11 protein-coding genes and 1 pseudogene are annotated in these 17,446 nt (G+C 58.2%); 3 read left to right on the top strand and 9 right to left on the bottom strand.

Translation table 11 applies throughout. From position 1 onward, the window contains the following. Positions 1-189: 189 nt before the first annotated feature. The 3 genes from CYR32_RS09270 to CYR32_RS09260 form a co-directional block, all read right to left on the bottom strand. Positions 190-1,656: a pyridoxal phosphate-dependent decarboxylase family protein gene (locus CYR32_RS09270; RefSeq protein WP_101824104.1), complete on the bottom strand. Its 1,467-nt coding sequence runs from the start codon at positions 1,654-1,656 to the stop codon at positions 190-192. A gap of 14 nt (positions 1,657-1,670) precedes the next feature. After that, positions 1,671-3,053 carry a diaminobutyrate--2-oxoglutarate transaminase gene (locus tag CYR32_RS09265; RefSeq protein WP_101824113.1) on the bottom strand — a complete coding sequence of 461 codons (1,383 nt, stop codon included), beginning with the start codon at positions 3,051-3,053 and terminating at the stop codon, positions 1,671-1,673. A gap of 457 nt (positions 3,054-3,510) precedes the next feature. Continuing rightward, entirely contained in the window at positions 3,511-4,236 is a 726-nt protein-coding gene (locus CYR32_RS09260) for an HPP family protein (RefSeq protein WP_101824103.1), read from the bottom strand. Between the two features lie 256 nt (positions 4,237-4,492). Between CYR32_RS09260 and CYR32_RS09255 the strand changes: the two genes are divergently transcribed. Beyond that, positions 4,493-6,556 (top strand): FUSC family protein, encoded by a 2,064-nt coding sequence (locus CYR32_RS09255; RefSeq protein WP_101824102.1) that lies wholly within the window; start codon positions 4,493-4,495, stop codon positions 6,554-6,556. Positions 6,557-6,628: 72 nt separating this feature from the next. Here the strand turns inward: CYR32_RS09255 and CYR32_RS09250 are convergent, their stop codons facing one another. Next, positions 6,629-7,102: a hypothetical protein gene (locus tag CYR32_RS09250; protein WP_101824101.1), complete on the bottom strand. Its 474-nt coding sequence runs from the start codon at positions 7,100-7,102 to the stop codon at positions 6,629-6,631. Between the two features lie 1,281 nt (positions 7,103-8,383). On the opposite strand from CYR32_RS09250, the gene CYR32_RS09245 reads away from it, so the two are divergent. Both CYR32_RS09245 and CYR32_RS09240 read left to right on the top strand, forming a co-directional pair. Next, positions 8,384-9,943 carry a methyl-accepting chemotaxis protein gene (locus tag CYR32_RS09245; RefSeq protein ID WP_101824100.1) on the top strand — a complete coding sequence of 520 codons (1,560 nt, stop codon included), beginning with the start codon at positions 8,384-8,386 and terminating at the stop codon, positions 9,941-9,943. A gap of 598 nt (positions 9,944-10,541) precedes the next feature. Continuing rightward, entirely contained in the window at positions 10,542-12,374 is a 1,833-nt protein-coding gene (locus CYR32_RS09240; protein ID WP_101824099.1) for an ABC transporter ATP-binding protein, read from the top strand. Positions 12,375-12,482: 108 nt separating this feature from the next. Here the strand turns inward: CYR32_RS09240 and CYR32_RS09235 are convergent, their stop codons facing one another. From CYR32_RS09235 to CYR32_RS09210, 5 genes and pseudogenes are all read right to left on the bottom strand, one after another. Continuing rightward, positions 12,483-13,565, bottom strand: coding sequence for an aldo/keto reductase (locus tag CYR32_RS09235; RefSeq protein WP_101824098.1), 1,083 nt, complete (start codon positions 13,563-13,565; stop codon positions 12,483-12,485). 207 nt (positions 13,566-13,772) lie between these two features. Further along, positions 13,773-14,516 (bottom strand): isochorismatase family protein, encoded by a 744-nt coding sequence (locus tag CYR32_RS09225; RefSeq protein WP_101824097.1) that lies wholly within the window; start codon positions 14,514-14,516, stop codon positions 13,773-13,775. Positions 14,517-14,760: 244 nt separating this feature from the next. Continuing rightward, positions 14,761-14,970 (bottom strand): annotated as a pseudogene (locus CYR32_RS21845) (aldo/keto reductase); the annotation flags it as partial. Positions 14,971-15,204: 234 nt separating this feature from the next. Beyond that, a complete protein-coding gene (locus CYR32_RS09215; RefSeq protein ID WP_101824095.1) occupies positions 15,205-16,095 on the bottom strand; it encodes a LysR family transcriptional regulator in 891 nt (296 codons plus the stop codon). Between the two features lie 61 nt (positions 16,096-16,156). Beyond that, on the bottom strand, positions 16,157-17,341 hold the full coding sequence (locus CYR32_RS09210) for an MFS transporter (protein ID WP_101824094.1): 1,185 nt from the start codon (positions 17,339-17,341) through the stop codon (positions 16,157-16,159). Between the last annotated feature and the right edge of the window lie 105 nt (positions 17,342-17,446).

Raw genomic sequence — 17,446 nt, 5'->3', positions numbered from 1 at the left:
ATAGTTTTCGATGACGACTCCCGTTTTAAATATGAAAATGGAAAAGTAGAAATGATTTATGGCGGCTATGTGGAAGAGCAGAAGAAGCAAAAGAGCAGTCAATAACAATATTTTCATCTCAAAATCTCAAGCCAATAAAAAAGCCGGTGCCCTTTTGGGGCACCGGCTTTTTTTAACAGCTGACCGGGATTACGCGGTCGGCAGTTGTTGCGCGGTGGTTTCCACCAGCGCCAGCAGCACTTTGATGTCTTCCAGCGTGACCGTCGGGTTGAGCAACGTCATTTTCAGGCAGGTTACGCCGTCAAATTCCGTTACGCCGACGTTAGCACGGCCGGAGTCCAGCAGGGCATCACCGATGCGCTGGTTGAGCAGCGCGATAGCGGCATTGTCAGCCCCGGCCAGTGACGCCGGGCGGTAGCGGAACAGCACGCTCGCCAGCTGAGGCTGCATCACCAGCTCCAGGTTTGGCTGCTCAGCAACATAGGCCGCCACCTGCTGCGCCAGGGTCACACCGTGGTCGATGATCGCAGCGTATTGCTTCTGGCCCAGCGCTTCCAGGCCCATCCACAGTTTCAGGGCGTCGAAACGGCGGGTGGTCTGCAACGACTTGGAGACCAGGTTCGGCACACCCTGCGCTTCGTCGAACTCAGAGTTCAGGTACGCCGCCTGATAGCGCATCAGCTCGTAGTGGCGCGCCTCTTTCAGCAGGAACGCGCCGCAGCTGATGGTCTGGAAGAACTGCTTGTGGAAGTCCAGGGTGATGGAGTCCACCAGCTCGATGCCGTCCAGGTAGTCGCGGTACTGCTCAGAGAGCAGCAGCGCGCCGCCCCAGGCTGCATCGACGTGCACCCAGATCTGGTGCTCGGCGGCCAGCGCGGCGATGTCACGCAGCGGGTCGATAGCCCCGGCATCCGTGGTGCCTGCGGTCGCCACGATCGCCAGGATCTGCTCGCCGTTGGCCTGCGCCTGCGCCACTTTCTCTTTCAGATCGTTGAGATCCATGCGCGCAAAGCGGTCAGTTTTCACCAGCGTCACGGACTGGTAACCCAGCCCCAGCAGCGCCATGTTCTTCTGTACGGAGAAGTGGGCGTTCTCAGAGCAGAACACTTTGATCTTCTTCAGGTTGCCGACCAGGCCATCCTGCTGGATCGAGTGCCCCTGGCGGGCGAAGAAGGCGTCACGCGCCAGCATCAGGCCCATCAGGTTGCTCTGGGTGCCGCCGCTGGTGAAGACCCCGGCGTCGCCCGGCTGGTAACCCACCTGAGTACGCAGCCACTCAATCAGCTTCATCTCAATGATGGTGGCTGACGGGCTCTGGTCCCAGGAGTCCATGCTCTGGTTGGTGGCGTTGATCAGCACCTCGGCCGCCTGGCTGACAACCAGGCTCGGGCAGTGCAGGTGCGCCACGCACTGCGGGTGGTGTACCGACAGGCTGTCTTTCAGGAAGTACTCAATGGCGCGTTCAATCGCGGCCTGGTTGCCCAGGCCCTGAGGATTGAAATCCAGCGTGATGCGCTCACGCAGTTCCGCCACGGTTTTGCCCTGATACATCTCAGGCTGTTGCAGCCATTTCACCACGGCCGCGCTGCTCTGGGCGATAGCCTGCTGGTAGGCCTCGGTGCTTTGCGCAGAAGCCGCCAGAATTGGGTTGGTCATGTTCTCTTTTCCACTCAAACCGGTTTAATGCCGGCAGCCAACAGGGCGTGTTCGAATTTATCCAGGAAGATCTCCAGCTCAGCGTTGGTGATCAACAGGGAAGGCAGCAGGCGCAGTACGCTGCCATGACGGCCGCCGCGCTCCAGGATCAGCCCGGCTTCGAAGCATTTTTTCTGCAGCAGGGCAGAGAGCTCACCGTCAGCCGGGTAGCAGCCCATGTGATCCTGCGCTTCGCCAGGTTTCACAATCTCGATGCCGATCATCAGGCCCAGGCCGCGCACGTGGCCGATCACCGGGTAGCGTTTCTGCATCTCAGCCAGTTTGCCTTTCAGCCACTCACCCTGCTCCGCCACTTTGGCAGCGACCTGGTTCTCTTTGAGGAACTTCAGGGTGGTCAGGCCGGTCGCCATCGCCAGCTGGTTGCCGCGGAAGGTGCCGGTGTGGTGGCCCGGTGCCCAGGCGTCGAACTTCTTCTTGATACCCAGCACGGCCAGCGGCAGGCCGCCGCCCACGGCTTTGGACATCACGATGATGTCCGGCTCAATGCCGGCGTGTTCGAAGGCGAACAGTTTGCCGGTACGCGCGAAGCCTGCCTGCACTTCGTCGATGATCAGCAGGATGCCGTGCTCTTCGGTCACCTTGCGGATGCGTTGCAGCCACTCAACCGGTGCCGGGTTCACGCCGCCTTCGCCCTGTACGGCTTCCAGGATCACCGCCGCCGGTTTGCGCACGCCGCTCTCAACGTCGTTGATCAGGTTTTCGAAGTAGTAGGTCAGCGCTTTCACGCCCGCCTCACCGCCGATGCCCAGCGGGCAGCGGTACTGGTGCGGGTAAGGCATGAACTGCACTTCCGGCATCATGCCGTTGACCGCTTCTTTCGGCGACAGGTTGCCGGTCACGGCCAGTGCGCCGTGGGTCATCCCATGGTAACCGCCGGAGAAGCTGATCACGCCGCTGCGGCCGGTGTGCTTTTTCGCCAGCTTCAGGGCGGCTTCAACGGCGTCCGCACCGGACGGGCCGCAGAACTGCAGGCAATACTCTTTGCCTTCGCCCGGCAGCACAGAGAGCAGGTATTCAGAGAACTGGTCTTTCAGCGGGGTGGTCAGATCCAGTGTATGTAACGGCAAGCCGCTGGTAATGACATTTTGGATGCTCTGCAGTACATCAGGGTGGTTATGGCCAAGTGCCAGCGTGCCCGCGCCTGCGAGGCAATCAAGGTATTGATTGTTTTCAACATCCGTGATCCAGACGCCCTGGGCTTTTGCGATCGCCAGCGGCAATTTACGTGGGTAACTCCTGACATTCGATTCGAATTCAGCCTGACGCGCCAAATAAGTTTCATTGTTACTGTTTAATGAATTAGCACCTAAAGTATCAATACGGACTTTATCCGTCATCATATCACTCCTACAACCAAGGTTATTGGTAACGCCCAGGTTGAATAATTGAATTAAAAAAGTAACTACCTGTGGGTAAAGCGCGGCCAATATAGGGTTTTTTACCCCGGTACTCAATACTTTATTTTGTTTAGATTTGTTTACGATTTTTGGCTTAATAATCAATTGGTTGCTTATTAAACCGCCTGCGGTGTTGTTATCATAATGTTACATACGAGAAGAGAGGGCACAAAAAGCCTATTTTACCCGGCATTTAACACGCCCGGGCCTGCCTGTTAGAGGGGAGGTAACCTCTCCGGCAATGGGCAGTTAATGTGCAATAAAGCCAAATTGATTATAGCCCCCCGGCCAGGGGTTATTTAAAACAGAGAGAAGGATTTAAAAAGCGGCTGCGTTTTTAATGGCTTGCCGCCCGAAAAAAAGCTGGGGGCTGAGAAGGGGCCGTAGCCCCCGTGGCTTAATTTGCCGTGGTCTGTTGGCGGCGTACGGCGATCTGCTCCGCCTGCTGCAACAGCGCCTGCAAATCCTCTTCATCAATGTCGAGAAACTGCCCGGCCAGCAGCGCGTCGTGCAGGTCGTCCCGGGTGATCGGCACATCAAAGGAGACCGGGGCGGGCTTGCTCTCGGCGGCAGACAAAGGGTGCGGGTAGCGCCGCCCGGCCAGGTTATTAAACACGATGGCCAGCAGCGCCAGGCACAGGGAGTTGATCAGGATCGGGCTGAAGACATAGTAGTACCCCTCCTGGTGGATGCCCGCGCCGCCCACAATCGCCGTCAGCGCCACGGCGCCGCCGGGCGGGTGCAGGCAGCGCAGCGCGTACATCAGGGCGATGGCCAGCCCCACTGCCACGCCGCAGGCGATGGCCGGCTGGGGCAGCCACAGCCCGACGGTGACACCGATCAGCGCGGAGAAGACGTTGCCGCCGAGGATTGACCAGGGCTGGGCCAGCGGGCTGTTCGGCACGCCAAACAGCAGCACCGCGGAAGCGCCCATCGGGGCCACAAACCAGGGGTTAACCTCACCCAGCAGCCAGCGGCTGAACAGGCTGGTCACCACCAGCCCAAAGGCAGCCCCCAGGCTGGCGAGCACAATCTGTTTTTTGGCGACCACCAGCGGGTGTGGCCACAGGCGGCCCAGGAAGATTTTTGCGCGGGTCAGCCACGCGTTCTGACGATGTTCCATTGGCAGGTTCTCCTTATTGTTGTGGCCGCGATTTTCCCCGTTCACCCGGCATCTATCAACCCTTTACCCTGCGCCGCGGGGAAACGCGGCCGCACAAACTGAAACCGCACAAAAATACTCGCTTTAACGTTCTGTTAAATAAAGATAAACATCAGAATACCCATCTGGTAACACCTTGTAGTAGAAATTCCCGCGCACAAGCCAAATCCTTCTGGCAGGATACGCGCCACTCAGCGTGCACCGGTACGATCTTTTCATGAAGTGGCTTACAAAAAACGCAGTCCTGTTCTCCGTCAAAACCTGTCTGGCCGCCTTTCTGGCACTGTTTATTGCTCTCGAACTCAACCTTGAAAAACCGGCCTGGGCGCTCACCACGGTCTACGTCGCCTCACAACTCTATTCCGCCTCTACCCTCTCCAAATCGGTGTTCCGCCTGTTGGGCACCCTGCTGGGCGGGCTGTTTATCTTCCTTATCTACCCCATCACGGTGCAGAGCCCGATGCTGTTCAGCCTCTGCGTCTCGTTATGGGTGGCGCTCTGCCTCTACCTCTCCCTGCATGACCGCACGCCGAAAAGCTATGTGTTTATGCTGGCCGGCTACAGCGCGGCGATCATGGGTTTCCCCAGCGTCGGCTCAGCGGGTGCCATTACCGACACGGTGATCTCGCGCATTGAGGAGATCACCGTGGCGATTATTTGCAGCTCCCTGGTACACCGGCTGGTGTTTCCGGTGTCGATGCGCAGCCTGCTGGAGCAGAGCGTCAGCGTCTGGTACCAGAATGCGCGCAAACTCTGCAGCGAGCTGATCACCGTGCTGCCGAAAGATAAGTCGCTGGAGCGGGAAGACATCCTGATCCAGATGGCGAATTTCCCGCTGAATGTGGAGACGCTGATCACCCACTGCGTCTACGACGGCGACGCCGCGCGCAAGCTGATCCGGCTGGTGAGCGTGCAGTACCAGCACCTCTCCTACCTGATCCCGACGCTGACGGCGATTGAAGTGCGGCTCAACCTGCTGGGCGAGCAGCAGATCCGTTTCCCGGAGCCGGTGGCGCAGGCGTTCGCAGCCTTTTTACACTGGCTGAATGATGGCGACACCATTAATGAGGTCACCGCGATCCAGGCGACGCTGCATCACTGCCAGGCGGAGTTGCAACAGGCCTGGCAGCACAACACACTGGGCACCGAGGAGAGCATTCTGCTGATCGGCCTGCTGGAACGGCTGGCGGACTTTGTGCGCATTGCCGGGGCGTACCAGAGCGTCAGCGTGCTGGTCAGTGACCTCTCCGGTGATACCCGGCTGGCGAAAAACGCGCGGGCGCACCGCCACATCGATAAAGGGCTGTTGATGCTCTCGGCGCTGACCGCCTTTCTCGCCACCTTCGGTTCCTGCCTGTTCTGGATCGGCAGCGGCTGGGCGGACGGGGCCACCGCGCCGATGATGGCGGCGATCCTCAGCTCCTTCTTCGCCGGGGCGGATACCCCGCTGACGCCGATGAAGCTGTTTATCAAAGGGGTGATCATCGCGCTGGTGATCAGCGTGCTCTATATCGCGCTGCTGATCCCGCAGGCGGTGACCTTCGAGGCGTTAATCATCTGCCTGACGCCGGGGCTGATGGCGCTGGGGCTGGTGATCGCCCGCCCCTCTACCAATATGATCGGGCTGAGCGTTGCCACGCAGTTGCCGGGGTTTATCGGCATGAGCCACCACTTTGTGCCCGACCTGCCGAAGGTGATAAACACGGCGATGTCCGCGATGGTGGGGATTTTCTTTGCGGCGGTCATCACGGCGATTATCCGCAACAAGCGCCCGGCCTGGACGGCCAAACGCGCGCTGCGCAAAGGGCTGCGCGACCTGCTGCGGTTTATCAAAGAGATCGAGCGCAATGCCTCGTCGTTGCTGGCGCGCCAGCAGTTTATCTCCCGCACGCTCGACAAGGTGAACATCATTCTGCCGCGCAAGCGGCTCGACCCGGATGCGGATCTGGAGTCCGGCGGCAACCTGATTGCGGAAGCCTGGCTGGGTGCCTACTGTTACGACTTCTACGCCCGCCACCGGGAGGTGCTGGAGCAGCACCACATCGACAGCGGGCAGATGTTCCATGAGCTGGGGCTGTACCTGAAGCGGCGCATGAAGTCTTTGCAATCCACCCCGCACCCGGCGCTGCGGGAGGAGCTGGATCTGCTGCTGTTCCGGCTGGAGATGCTGGCAATGCGGGACGGGCGCGCCTTTATGCCGATGTTCTACCTGTTTAATATCCGCCTGCTGCTTTTCCCGCAGCTTCGCTGGCCGGGCAATGAGGCGGAAAAAACGGCGTAATGAGGGTGCCGGGCGCGCCGGCCCTGACGCCGCGCCCGGCGTTGTCCGGCTTACCACAGGAAAATCAGCGGCTCAGGAGAAGTCATAAATAAGCCGGAAAAAGTTCTCTTCATTAAAAGGGATAACCTGGTGTGGCGTCAGATGGTCGATAATGGCCCAGTTCTCAAAATTTGCGCGGCTGTCCTGCATCCGTAATTCAAAGAGTTTTCTGTCACTGCGGTTATTGCCTATGGAGACCAGCAGGCAGCCTTTGGCCCCACCAAAATAATAAAGCCCCTGCGGCACGATATAGAGGCTCTTTTTGCCGTTCGTCAGGCACAGTTCCTGAACCTGGTAGCGGGCGTAAGGCGCATTTCCGGCCGTCAGAAACGTCTCTTTCCGGTGGCACTCGACGCCGGTGTCACGGAACCATAACTCAATATTTTCAAAAAGAAAGGCAATTTCCCTTTGGAAAACAGCAATATCCTCTTTAACGGCTTCAATCGCTGCCCTCTCTTCGTCGATATTTTCCTGTAGCTTTTTAAAAAAGTCATTTTTTGCTGACATGGCATACTCCTTTATTAATAAGCGGGCGTCATGTAATGCCTGCTGAGAGTATAGCCATGCGCCGGCCCGCCCGATTTTATGGTATCTCATTTTATCTCAACGGGTTATTTCCCGGGTCACCGCCCTCTCATTTCCCCTCATTTTCACCGGCAGCCGCGGGGCCGCCCACCGGCTGTAAAAACCTGCCGCAAGGACGACATTAAAACACCTGCCGTGATTTTCTTTTATATAACAGGCGCTCCCACCACCCTGCCTGTGATGTTATTTTATGCCGTCTAAAAATCCCCATTTTTTATAAAAAATGGGCTTGACACCCTCGCTGTAAATACTACATTTAAGGTGACAATGAGATGACATGTGATGAGGGTACACATTTTCAGTGTACCGCTATTTATACTTGTTGTTGTCATGAGCTACCCAACAGACAGTATGAGGTCTGTGACTGTGCGATAAAGGCCACGAAGTGATGTTGTATGGGAAAGTTAACCCGTAATATCAACGGATTAACTACGCTTTCAGGCCACGTAACTGCTATTTGTCATCGCACGCAGGGGGAACTACCGCGATAATCAGGTTCTTTATTGCCGCGGTCTCTTTCGCGGCGCGGTAATATAACGCAACGGCAGCCCCATCACGCCGTGAAATAAAGAATGCCTATCGCAGGGCGGTGTACTGATCCGGTCAGCATCCGGTCCGGAAGTATAGTGGAGTATTTCCTACGCGTTATATAGGAGGACATAGTTATCGGGTGTCATATATTCCTGTTATCACAGTGCACCTCATCGAGATGTGCTAATTGAAGTATCACCTTGTTAAGTCAGTTAATGTTAATTTGTGATTGTGCAGTACCCTGAAGGCTCCCGACACCCCGTGGGAGCCTTCGTCATTTTAATGCCTGCCCGCCTCCCCTCCTGATTTTCAGGGCCTTATCCCTGCCGGTTAAAAACGGCATCAGGCCAGGTTGTACAGGCCGGTAACCCCCACGCGGCAGCGGCAGCCGCACTATACTATCTCTTTTTTATAACCCATTGAAATTTAACGTTTCCCCCCTTGGTTTTTTGGCACCGCGGCTCTCAGGACGTGATCTTACCCACAGATTTTCATCAAGTTTTTCCGGCAGATGCCGATTTAGTGAGCCTCGGCGAGCGTAAAAAAAGCCCCTGCCGCGCGATGGCCGGGGGTGCTGCCGGTGATTCACCGTACATGGCCGTTATCCGGATCGACCCGGCATTTATGAAGGGATGACCGCGCTGCCGCATTCTATTTAAAGGGGAAGAAGTGATGGTTTCAGTGAAAAATATGAGAGTGGGCCTCCGCCTGGGGGCCGCATTCGGGCTGGTTATCCTGCTGTTGATCATCGTCAGCGCCACCGCCACCGTGAAAATCGGCAGCATCAACAGCGGCGTGGACAGCATCGTCAATGACCGTTACACCAAAGTCAGGCTGGCCTTCGACGTGCGCGACGGCGTGAACGACCAGATCAAATACCTGCGCGGCATGGTGATCGATACCCCGCGCCCGCAGTACAACGTAAAACGTTTCGGCCAGCTCGCCAGCGCCACCCAGAGCACCAACGACGCCATTGATAAGATCGCGCGGTTGCAGACCACCCTGGTCGGCCAGCAGAAAATCGCCGCCGTCAAAGAGGCGGCCGAGGCGTTTGAGAAACAGAAACAGGCGCTGATCGCCCTGATCCGCGCCGGTGATGCCGAAGGTGCCGCCGAATATGTGCTGCTGAAAATCACCCCGGCGCAGAATACGTTCCTGAACAGCGCGGTAAAATTCGCCGACTCCCAGTCTTCACAGTTGCAGTCAGAGGGGGTGAAAGCGCTGGCTGACGGCGCGACGGCTATCCACATCACCCTGATTTTCTCCGCGCTGGCGATCCTGGCGGCGGTGATCCTGGGCTACCTGCTGACCCGCTCGATTGTCAGCCCGCTGCGTGAGGCGGTCAGCATCGCTGAAAATGTGGCAGCCGGTGACCTGCGCACCGTGATCCGCGTGACCTCCCGCGATGAGACCGGCCAGCTGATGCAGGCACTGAAAAACATGAACGATAACCTGCTGAAAATCGTCAATGAGGTGCGCGGCAGCACTGACCTGATCGCCAACGCCTCCAGCGAAATCTCGGCCGGTAACATGGATCTCTCGGTGCGTACCGAGCAGCAGGCCAGCTCGCTGGAAGAGACCGCCTCCGCCATGGAGCAGATGACTTCCACCGTGCGGCAGAACGCCGACAACGCGCGCCAGGCCAACCAGCTCGCGGCGCAGGCCTCCCGCGTGGCAGCGGAAAGCGGCGAGGCAGTGAAGCAGGTGGTCAGCACCATGAACATGATCAACAGCTCGTCGAAGAAAATCGTCGACATCATCAGCGTGATCGACGGCATCGCCTTCCAGACCAACATCCTGGCGCTGAACGCCGCGGTGGAAGCGGCGCGTGCTGGTGAGCAGGGCCGCGGCTTTGCGGTGGTAGCCTCGGAAGTGCGCAGCCTGGCGCAGCGTTCTGCGTCTGCGGCCAAAGAGATCGCCCAGCTGATTGAAGACTCCGTCTCCAAAGTGGATGAGGGCGGCAAGCAGGTGGCAAAAGCAGGCACCACCATGGAAGAGGTGCTGACGAGCGTGAAGAGCGTGACCGAAATCATGGGCGAAATCACTATCGCCAGCTCAGAACAGCGCACCGGCATTGAAGAGATCAACACCGCCATCACCCAGATGGATCAGGTGACCCAGCAGAACGCCGCGCTGGTGAATGAGTCCGCGGCCGCAGCCCAGTCGATGCAGGAGCAGGCTGACCAACTGGTACGGGCAATCCGCGTGTTTAAAGTTGACGCCCACGCCTGACGCCCTGCCCCTGTTTTCCACTCGTCACAGGCCGGTCATTTGACCGGCCTTTTTTATCGGCGAGGCTGACGGCGGCGACGGAATGCTGATTTTTTAACCGTCCGTTTCCTGGTGAGTGGCCTTCCCTTTTCTGCCTGAATGTGAAGCGGAGCGGTACTATTACCGTATCGGTTTTACACTTTTTTAGTACCAAAAAAGTGTCTTTTTTGCACATTCCCTGTACGCTTAACACAAGGCTTTCCTCTTCAGGCCGGAGGGAACGTTGCGCCCCGGCCTTCCCCTTCCCGCTTCCCGCCTGCGCTGACATGGTTAAATTTTAACCTAACCACTATCTTAGTAGATGTCACGGACGTGTCCAGCACCAACCCATAAAAGAACAATAATCACAACACGTTATTACCGTGCGGTTCAGGGCACGGCGGCGTGTGACCGGGTGACCCCGGCATAAGACCCACAGCGTTACCTTTGATGCCCTTTGGCCAGACACAGCACCCGTTTCCATTCGGGAAAGAAGAGTGACCCTGGTCACTATGTTGTGGGGCAGCCCGTTGATGACAGCCGGCTGCATCTATGAGTCACCTAACACGTGAGAGTCGCTATGTTCTATCGACGTTTAGAGAGATTGATCGACATTTTTCAGGCCGCACCCAGTGAGGCGCCCCCCAACAACGTCTCGTCCTATTACCTTTATTACCTGCGCCAGGTCTGGCCGAGCTTTACCGCGCTGATGATTGTCGGCCTGATCGGCGCGCTGATTGAGGTCATCCTGTTTAACTATCTCAGCCGCATCATCAACATCGTCAGCAATACCTCAGCCGTGGAGCTGTTTGACGAGTATGGCGGCGAGCTGCTCTGGATGGCGATGGTGGCGCTGGTGCTGCGCCCGCTCTGCGTCGGGCTGCATGACATGCTGATCCACCAGACGATCAGCCCCGGCATGGGCAGCCTGATCTGCTGGCAGAACCACAACTACGTCATCAAACAGAGCGTCGACTTCTTCCAGAGTGACTTCTCCGGCCGCATTGCCCAGCGCATTATGCAGACCGGCAACGCCCTGCGTGATTCCGCCGTGCAGGCGGTGGATGCCGTCTGGCATGTGATGATCTTTATCATCAGCTCCATGATTCTGTTTGCCACCGCCGACTGGCGGCTGATGCTGCCGCTGACCGCCTGGCTGCTCTGTTACATCCTGACCCTCTGCTACTTTATCCCCCGCCTGAAACAGCGCGGCGTGAAATCCTCGGCGGCCTACTCCCAACTGGTGGGCCGCATCGTTGACAGCTACACCAACATCACCACCGTCAAACTCTTCGCCCACACCTCGCTGGAGCAGAACTACATCCGCAAAGCGATCAGCGAACAGACCCAGAAAGCGCAGCAGGCCGGGCGGCTGATCACCGGCATTGACCTGCTGATCACGGTGCTGAACGGGCTGCTGATTGTCGCCACCACCGGGCTGGCGCTCTGGCTCTGGACGCAGTCGTTGATCAGCGTCGGGGCGATTGCGCTGGCGATCGGGTTGATGTTGCGGATTGTCAGCATGTCCGGCTGGTTGATGTGGGTGGTGAACGGCGTATTCGGCGGCATCGGCGTGGTGCAGGACGGGGTGAAAATGGTCTCCCGGCCGATCAACGTCGTCGACCGCCCGCAGGCCCCGCCGCTGGCGATCCCGCGCGGGGAGATCTGCTTCAAGGATGTCAGCTTCCGCTATGACAACTACAACGCGGTGATCCAGCACTTTAACCTCACCATCCGCCCCGGCGAGCGGATTGGCCTGATCGGCCCGTCCGGTGCCGGCAAGTCGACGCTGGTCAATCTCCTGCTGCGGTTTTACGACGTCGCCGACGGCGCGGTGCTGATTGATGACCAGAACATCGCCGATGTCAGCCAGGAGAGCCTGCGTGCGCAGATCGGCATGATTTCGCAGGACACCTCACTGCTTAACCGTTCGCTGCGCGAGAACCTGATGTACGGCAACCCGGAGGCGACCGAGGAGGCGATCATGCAGGCGCTGCGGCAGGTGCACGCCGACGAGTTTGTCGGGCGGCTGAATGATGCCGAGGGGCGCACCGGGCTGGCGGCCCACGTGGGCGAGCGCGGCACCAAGCTCTCCGGCGGCCAGCGCCAGCGCATCGCCATTGCGCGCGTGCTGCTCAAAGACGCGCCGATTCTGATTATGGATGAGGCCACCTCCGCCCTCGACTCCGAAGTCGAAGCAGCGGTGCAGGAGAACCTGGAACCGATGATGGCGGGAAAAACCGTGATCGCCATTGCGCACCGCCTTTCCACCATCGCCCGGATGGACCGGCTGATTGTGCTGAACCAGGGGCAGATTGTAGAGATGGGCACCCACCAGGAGCTGCTGGCGCAGAACGGCCTCTACACCCGCCTCTGGCAGCACCAGATCGCCGGGTTCGTCGGCAGCACCTGAATGCCCTGAGCGGCGCTTTTTAGAGGCCTTTTTGATTCCTTTTTAACGCCATAACAGCACCTTATTGGTACCAATAAGGTGCTGTCTTACATCCGGTGAGATTTATTTTTACCCCAGTGGGTGATCGGAGCCCTGCATAATAACCTGCTCCGGTGCAGGTGAGCCGTCCTGCATCCAGCGGGCGCGCTGCCACTGACCAAAGGCGCCGTAAGGATAGCCCCCGGGCACCGGGCGACTGACGTCCTCAAGCGAACGGGTTTGCTCTTCGCTGAGGGTAATTTCCGTCATGCCCAGATTGTCGCGCAGCTGTTCCATTGTGCGTGCGCCGCAGACAGGCGCGGCCACGGCCGGGCGATCGGCCAGCCAGCGCAGTGCCACCTGAGCGGGCGTCGCGCCGATCTCTCGGGCGATGCTGACGACCTTATTAATGGTTGCCCAGTTGCGATCTGACCCGGCATATTCCCCTGACACGTACCTGTACAACGCCTTGTCAGAACCGGCACGCATGCCGGCATCAGGCTCTCCGCCACGCGCATATTTACCGGCAAGGAAGCCACCGGCCAGCGGCGACCAGGGCAACAGGCTGACGCTGTTATGCAGGGCCGCCGGCACGATCTCCCACTCAATTTCACGGGACAGCAGGCTGTACTGAGACTGAATAGAGACAGGAACAGCCACACCCATTGCTTTCGCCGAGGACATCATCAGCTGCAGCTGCCAGCCGGTGAAGTTGGACAGCCCCACATAGTGGATCTTACCGCCGCGTACGGCTTCATCCAGAAAACGAAGCGTCTCTTCAACGGGCGTTTCCATGTCGGAGGCGTGCAGCTGATATAAATCAACCCGCTCAACGCCGAGGCGCTTCAGGGAGCCGTCCAGGGAGCGCTGAAGGTTACGGCGCGACAGGCCGGCGTCATTGACGTCCGGGCTGGCACTGAAGCGTCCTTTGGTGGTGAGAACAACGCGGTCGGCAACTTCGCCTGAGCGCGCAGCCAGCCAGCGGCCGACCACTTCTTCTGATTTACCGTTAACGTACACGTTGGAGGTGTCTATCAGGTTTCCGCCAGCTTCAGTAAAGCCGTCAAGAATAGCGAACGCCTCTTTCTCAGACGTTTCATCGGCAAAATACATGGTGCCCAACGCCAGTTCAGACACGGCCGTGCCGGAATGACCCAGTTTACGGTATTTCATTTTTCTCTCCTGTTTGATGCATGACGTCTTAGGGAATGACATGACCCGAACGCGGGCCTGCAGCCAGGGTTATTTCTCCTGCCGGGTCGGCCTGAAAAGGATTTCATTGACGTCCATCTCTCCGGGCTGCTCAATCGCAAACAGCACCATGCGGGCAAACGCCTCAGGCCAGTCAGGGCTGACGGTGTATCTGAAGGGGACGTATTATCAGGGGGGGCTGAGCATGCTAAACGCCGCCAGCACGTCTGAACCCGGTTTGCGCGAAAAGTCGGGGGCAAGCTGGGCGGCCACGGCGAGCACGGACGTCGGTATGGCACCTGCCATTTCCATTTGTTTCATGGCGGCCTCTTCGGTGCGTGATGACCGGCTGCCGGTCACGTCAGTGACGAAAAACACCCTATAACCGGCCTTCAACGCGTCCAGTACCGTTTGCAGAACGGCCACCTCGGTCGCATATCCGGCCACGATCAGCGTCTTGCGCGGGTGCGAGGCGAGCAGGGAAACCAGGCGCGGTGCCATAAAGGTGCCCGCCATCACGCGCTGAACGGTATTGTTTGCCGTAGCATACTGCGCAAGCTCAGGCAGATGATGCCCGGGCTTGCCGCCGACGGGTACAATGGAAAAAGACACGGGCACATGCGTGAGTTTTGCCACGCGGGCCAGCCCGGCCGCGTTCGCTGAGAGAGCAGGCGCTTTCACAGTGCGGCTGTCGCGGATAAGCTCCGGCTGCAGGTCAACGAAAAGGATCTGCACATCATTTGCGTTAAGCAGGCCGGGCTGACGGGATCCGGAAGCACCATGCGTGCCGGGCACATGGCCCGCTGCGGCTGTAGCGGGCGCGGCCAGGGTGGTGCCTGCCAGTATCAGAAGTGAGGCAACCAACAACATACTGGTCGTTTTTAGCCTCTGTGCAGTTGTCGTGTCGCGAGGGCAGCGATAAGCCAATTTCATAGCTGTTCCTTACTCAGTGCGGATGACGGGTTGAATCAGGTCATTCCGCTTTATCAATCAGGGCGAGTTCACTGTCCGGCAGGCGTGCGCCGGCGCACGTTATTTGATCAAGCCGGGCGTCAAAGGCTGCCCGATCACCGGCGGTGAATTCGACGTCCGCGGCCCCCAGATTCTCTGTCAGGTGAGCTTCCCGACGGGTGCCCGGGATCGGGACAATCCACGGTTTTCTGGCCATCAGCCAGGCCAGCGCTTCCCCGGCCAGCGTTTCGTTTTCGCGCCCGCCGTACACCTCGGCGGTATCAAAAAAAGTCACGCCCAGCGCATGCGCTCTGCGGATCATTCTGACGGCTTCTTTTCTTTCCGTTGCCGGTCCGTAGGCCTGGCTCAGGTTCATACAGCCAAAGCTCAGTCCGGACACCTTAAGGCCGCTTTTTCCCAGTTCACGAATACGCATACTGCCTCTTTTACTTGGCTGGAATTCAGTTTCAGACCCAGGCGGTGGGCGTACGTGTGCCGCGCCAAAAGAGCGTTTATTTACAGCAGGTTGCACATTCAGGTTAAAACAATAGGCGAGTTTTTCAGTGAAAACTATGCAGTAATCCTGGTAACACTTATGGCAGATTTGAATGAATCATGCTGTCCGGGCCCGCTGCCGGGTGTGCTCTGCCACATCGGCAGCCATTGTTCACTAACGGTACTTAAGGGCATCAATCACGACGGAAACGGCCCCGGAACCTTTTTTGCGACTTGGGTAATAGAGATGGTACCCCGGAAACGTTGCCGACCATTCTTCCATGACGGGAATGAGGCTGCCCGTTCTGATATGCGGCATAACCATATCGTCGGGCATGTAAGCCAGCCCGTAGCCGGTCAGCACCGCATTCAGGATCTGCTGAACGCGGTTAAAGGTCAGCTGGCCGTCTACGCGAACCTGCACCGCGTTACCGTCCCGCTCCAGTTCCCACGCATACAGGCCACCGTGCGTGGAAAGCCGCAGGTTAATGCAACGGTGGCTGATGAGTTCTTCCGGTGACGTCGGCACCGGGTGGTGCTGAAAATAGGCGGGCGCACCGACAATAATCATGCGTTGATCGGGTGCCATCCTGACTGCAATCATATCCCGGGCAACCTGATCGCCACGCCGGACGCCTATTTCATACCCGTCCGCTACAATATCGCTGAGCCGGTAATCTGAGGTGATTTCAACTCTTATGTCAGGGTGATGCCTGAGCACGGGCTCAAGTTTTGGCCAGATAAGCGTTTCAACCACATGATCGATAGCGGTGATCCTGACCAGCCCGGAAGGCTTGTCTTTCAGGTCTTCAAGCGCCGCTAGCTCCGCCTCCATTTCTTCAAGCCGGGGCCCAAGACGGTTAATCAGATGTTCACCCGCTTCAGTCGGTGAAATGCTGCGGGTGGTGCGGTTAAGCAGCCTCAGATCCAGACGACTTTCGAGCCCGCGGATAATATGGCTCAGCGTGGACTGCGAGATACCCAGCTTAGCGGCGGCGCGCGTGAAGCTTTTCTCACGAACAACCACCATAAACAGTGAGAGATCGTCCAGATTTCCTTTAGGCATGCCTTCACTCCATCGCCTTATTGATGACCAGACGGGGAGCAAGCCCCGTTATGCTGTCGCATCACGCCTGCGCTTTTGATCTCATCCGCGAGAAGATAAGCACGGCGGCCAGTACCAGTGTTATGCCGCTGCCGTGCAGCAGCCCGGTGCTCCCTTCAACGCTGTAAAGCGCGCCACCGCCCACCGCACCGCCAGTAATGGCAAGCTGGATGGCGGCCACCTGCAGACCGCCGCCGCTTTCGGTTTCATCCGGCACCGCCCGCGTAAGCCACGTTGTCCACGCCACGGGTACGGCTCCCAGCGCAAACCCCCAAAGAGCAACTAGCGTAGACACGGCCAGGCCCTGACGAATCACAAAATACAGCGCGCCTGCAAGCAGTGCCATGACCAGAGGCGGCAGCGCCAGTGCCATCATCAGGCTGCGGTTAATAAGCTTACCTGATAACGCATTGCCGATGACATTTGCTACGCCAAATCCCAGCAAAACCAGCGATATACTGTTTACATCCAGGCCAGCTCCGCCTTCAAGGAAAGAGCGCAGATAGGTGAAGAAAACAAAGTGACCGCCGAAGACCAGCATCATGGCCAGCATACCCATGCTGACATCAGTCCGGGCCAGCAGGCGGAATAGCGTGCTGAGTGTAGACTGACTGGCCGGTGTCATTGCCGGAAGAACCCTGAACTGCCAGAACAGGGCAATGCAGCCCGCGGCGGCCGTGGCAAAGAAGATGTCGCGCCAGCCAAATATGCCGCCAAGCCAGGTGCCCAGTGGGGCGACAAGCGCCATCGCAAGAGACGCGCCGCCAAAGATGATCCCCAGCGCCTGCGGCACGTTACTTTCCGGGACAAGCCGCATCGTGACGGCAGCGCACATTGACCAGAAGCCACCGAGGCTTATTCCCAACACTACCCTGCCTGCAATCAGAACCGCATAGCTGTCTGCCATGCCTGCAATAACATTAGACGCCACAAACAGCAGGCTGAGTGCCAGCATAACGCGGCGGCGGTCCATGTTGCGGGTCACGCCGGCAATGAAAAGGCTTGCCACCATAGCCACCATTGCTGTGGCGCTGACGGCCTGGCCTGCCGCACTTTCACTGACGTTAAGCGATGATGCGACAGGGGTCAGCAGGCTTATCGGCAGCAGCTCTGCCGTGATAAGCCCGATGACGCTCAGGCTGAGCGACAGTACAGCAGCCCAGTTGGCTGCGCCCTCTTTTATTATCCCCGTTTTCAAATGAATCACCCGCTTTGTTGGTTATTTTGAAGTCGGGAGGAGTCTAACAAAGCCCTTTGCCTGCGATTAGCCAGGAAATCCAGCATGCACTTATTCAAATAATCGATTAATCCA

The sequence above is a fragment of the Chimaeribacter coloradensis genome, assembly GCF_002858715.1.
GTDB classification, from domain to species: Bacteria; Pseudomonadota; Gammaproteobacteria; order Enterobacterales; family Enterobacteriaceae; genus Chimaeribacter; species Chimaeribacter coloradensis.
This window is presented reverse-complemented; position numbering and strand designations above follow the sequence as displayed.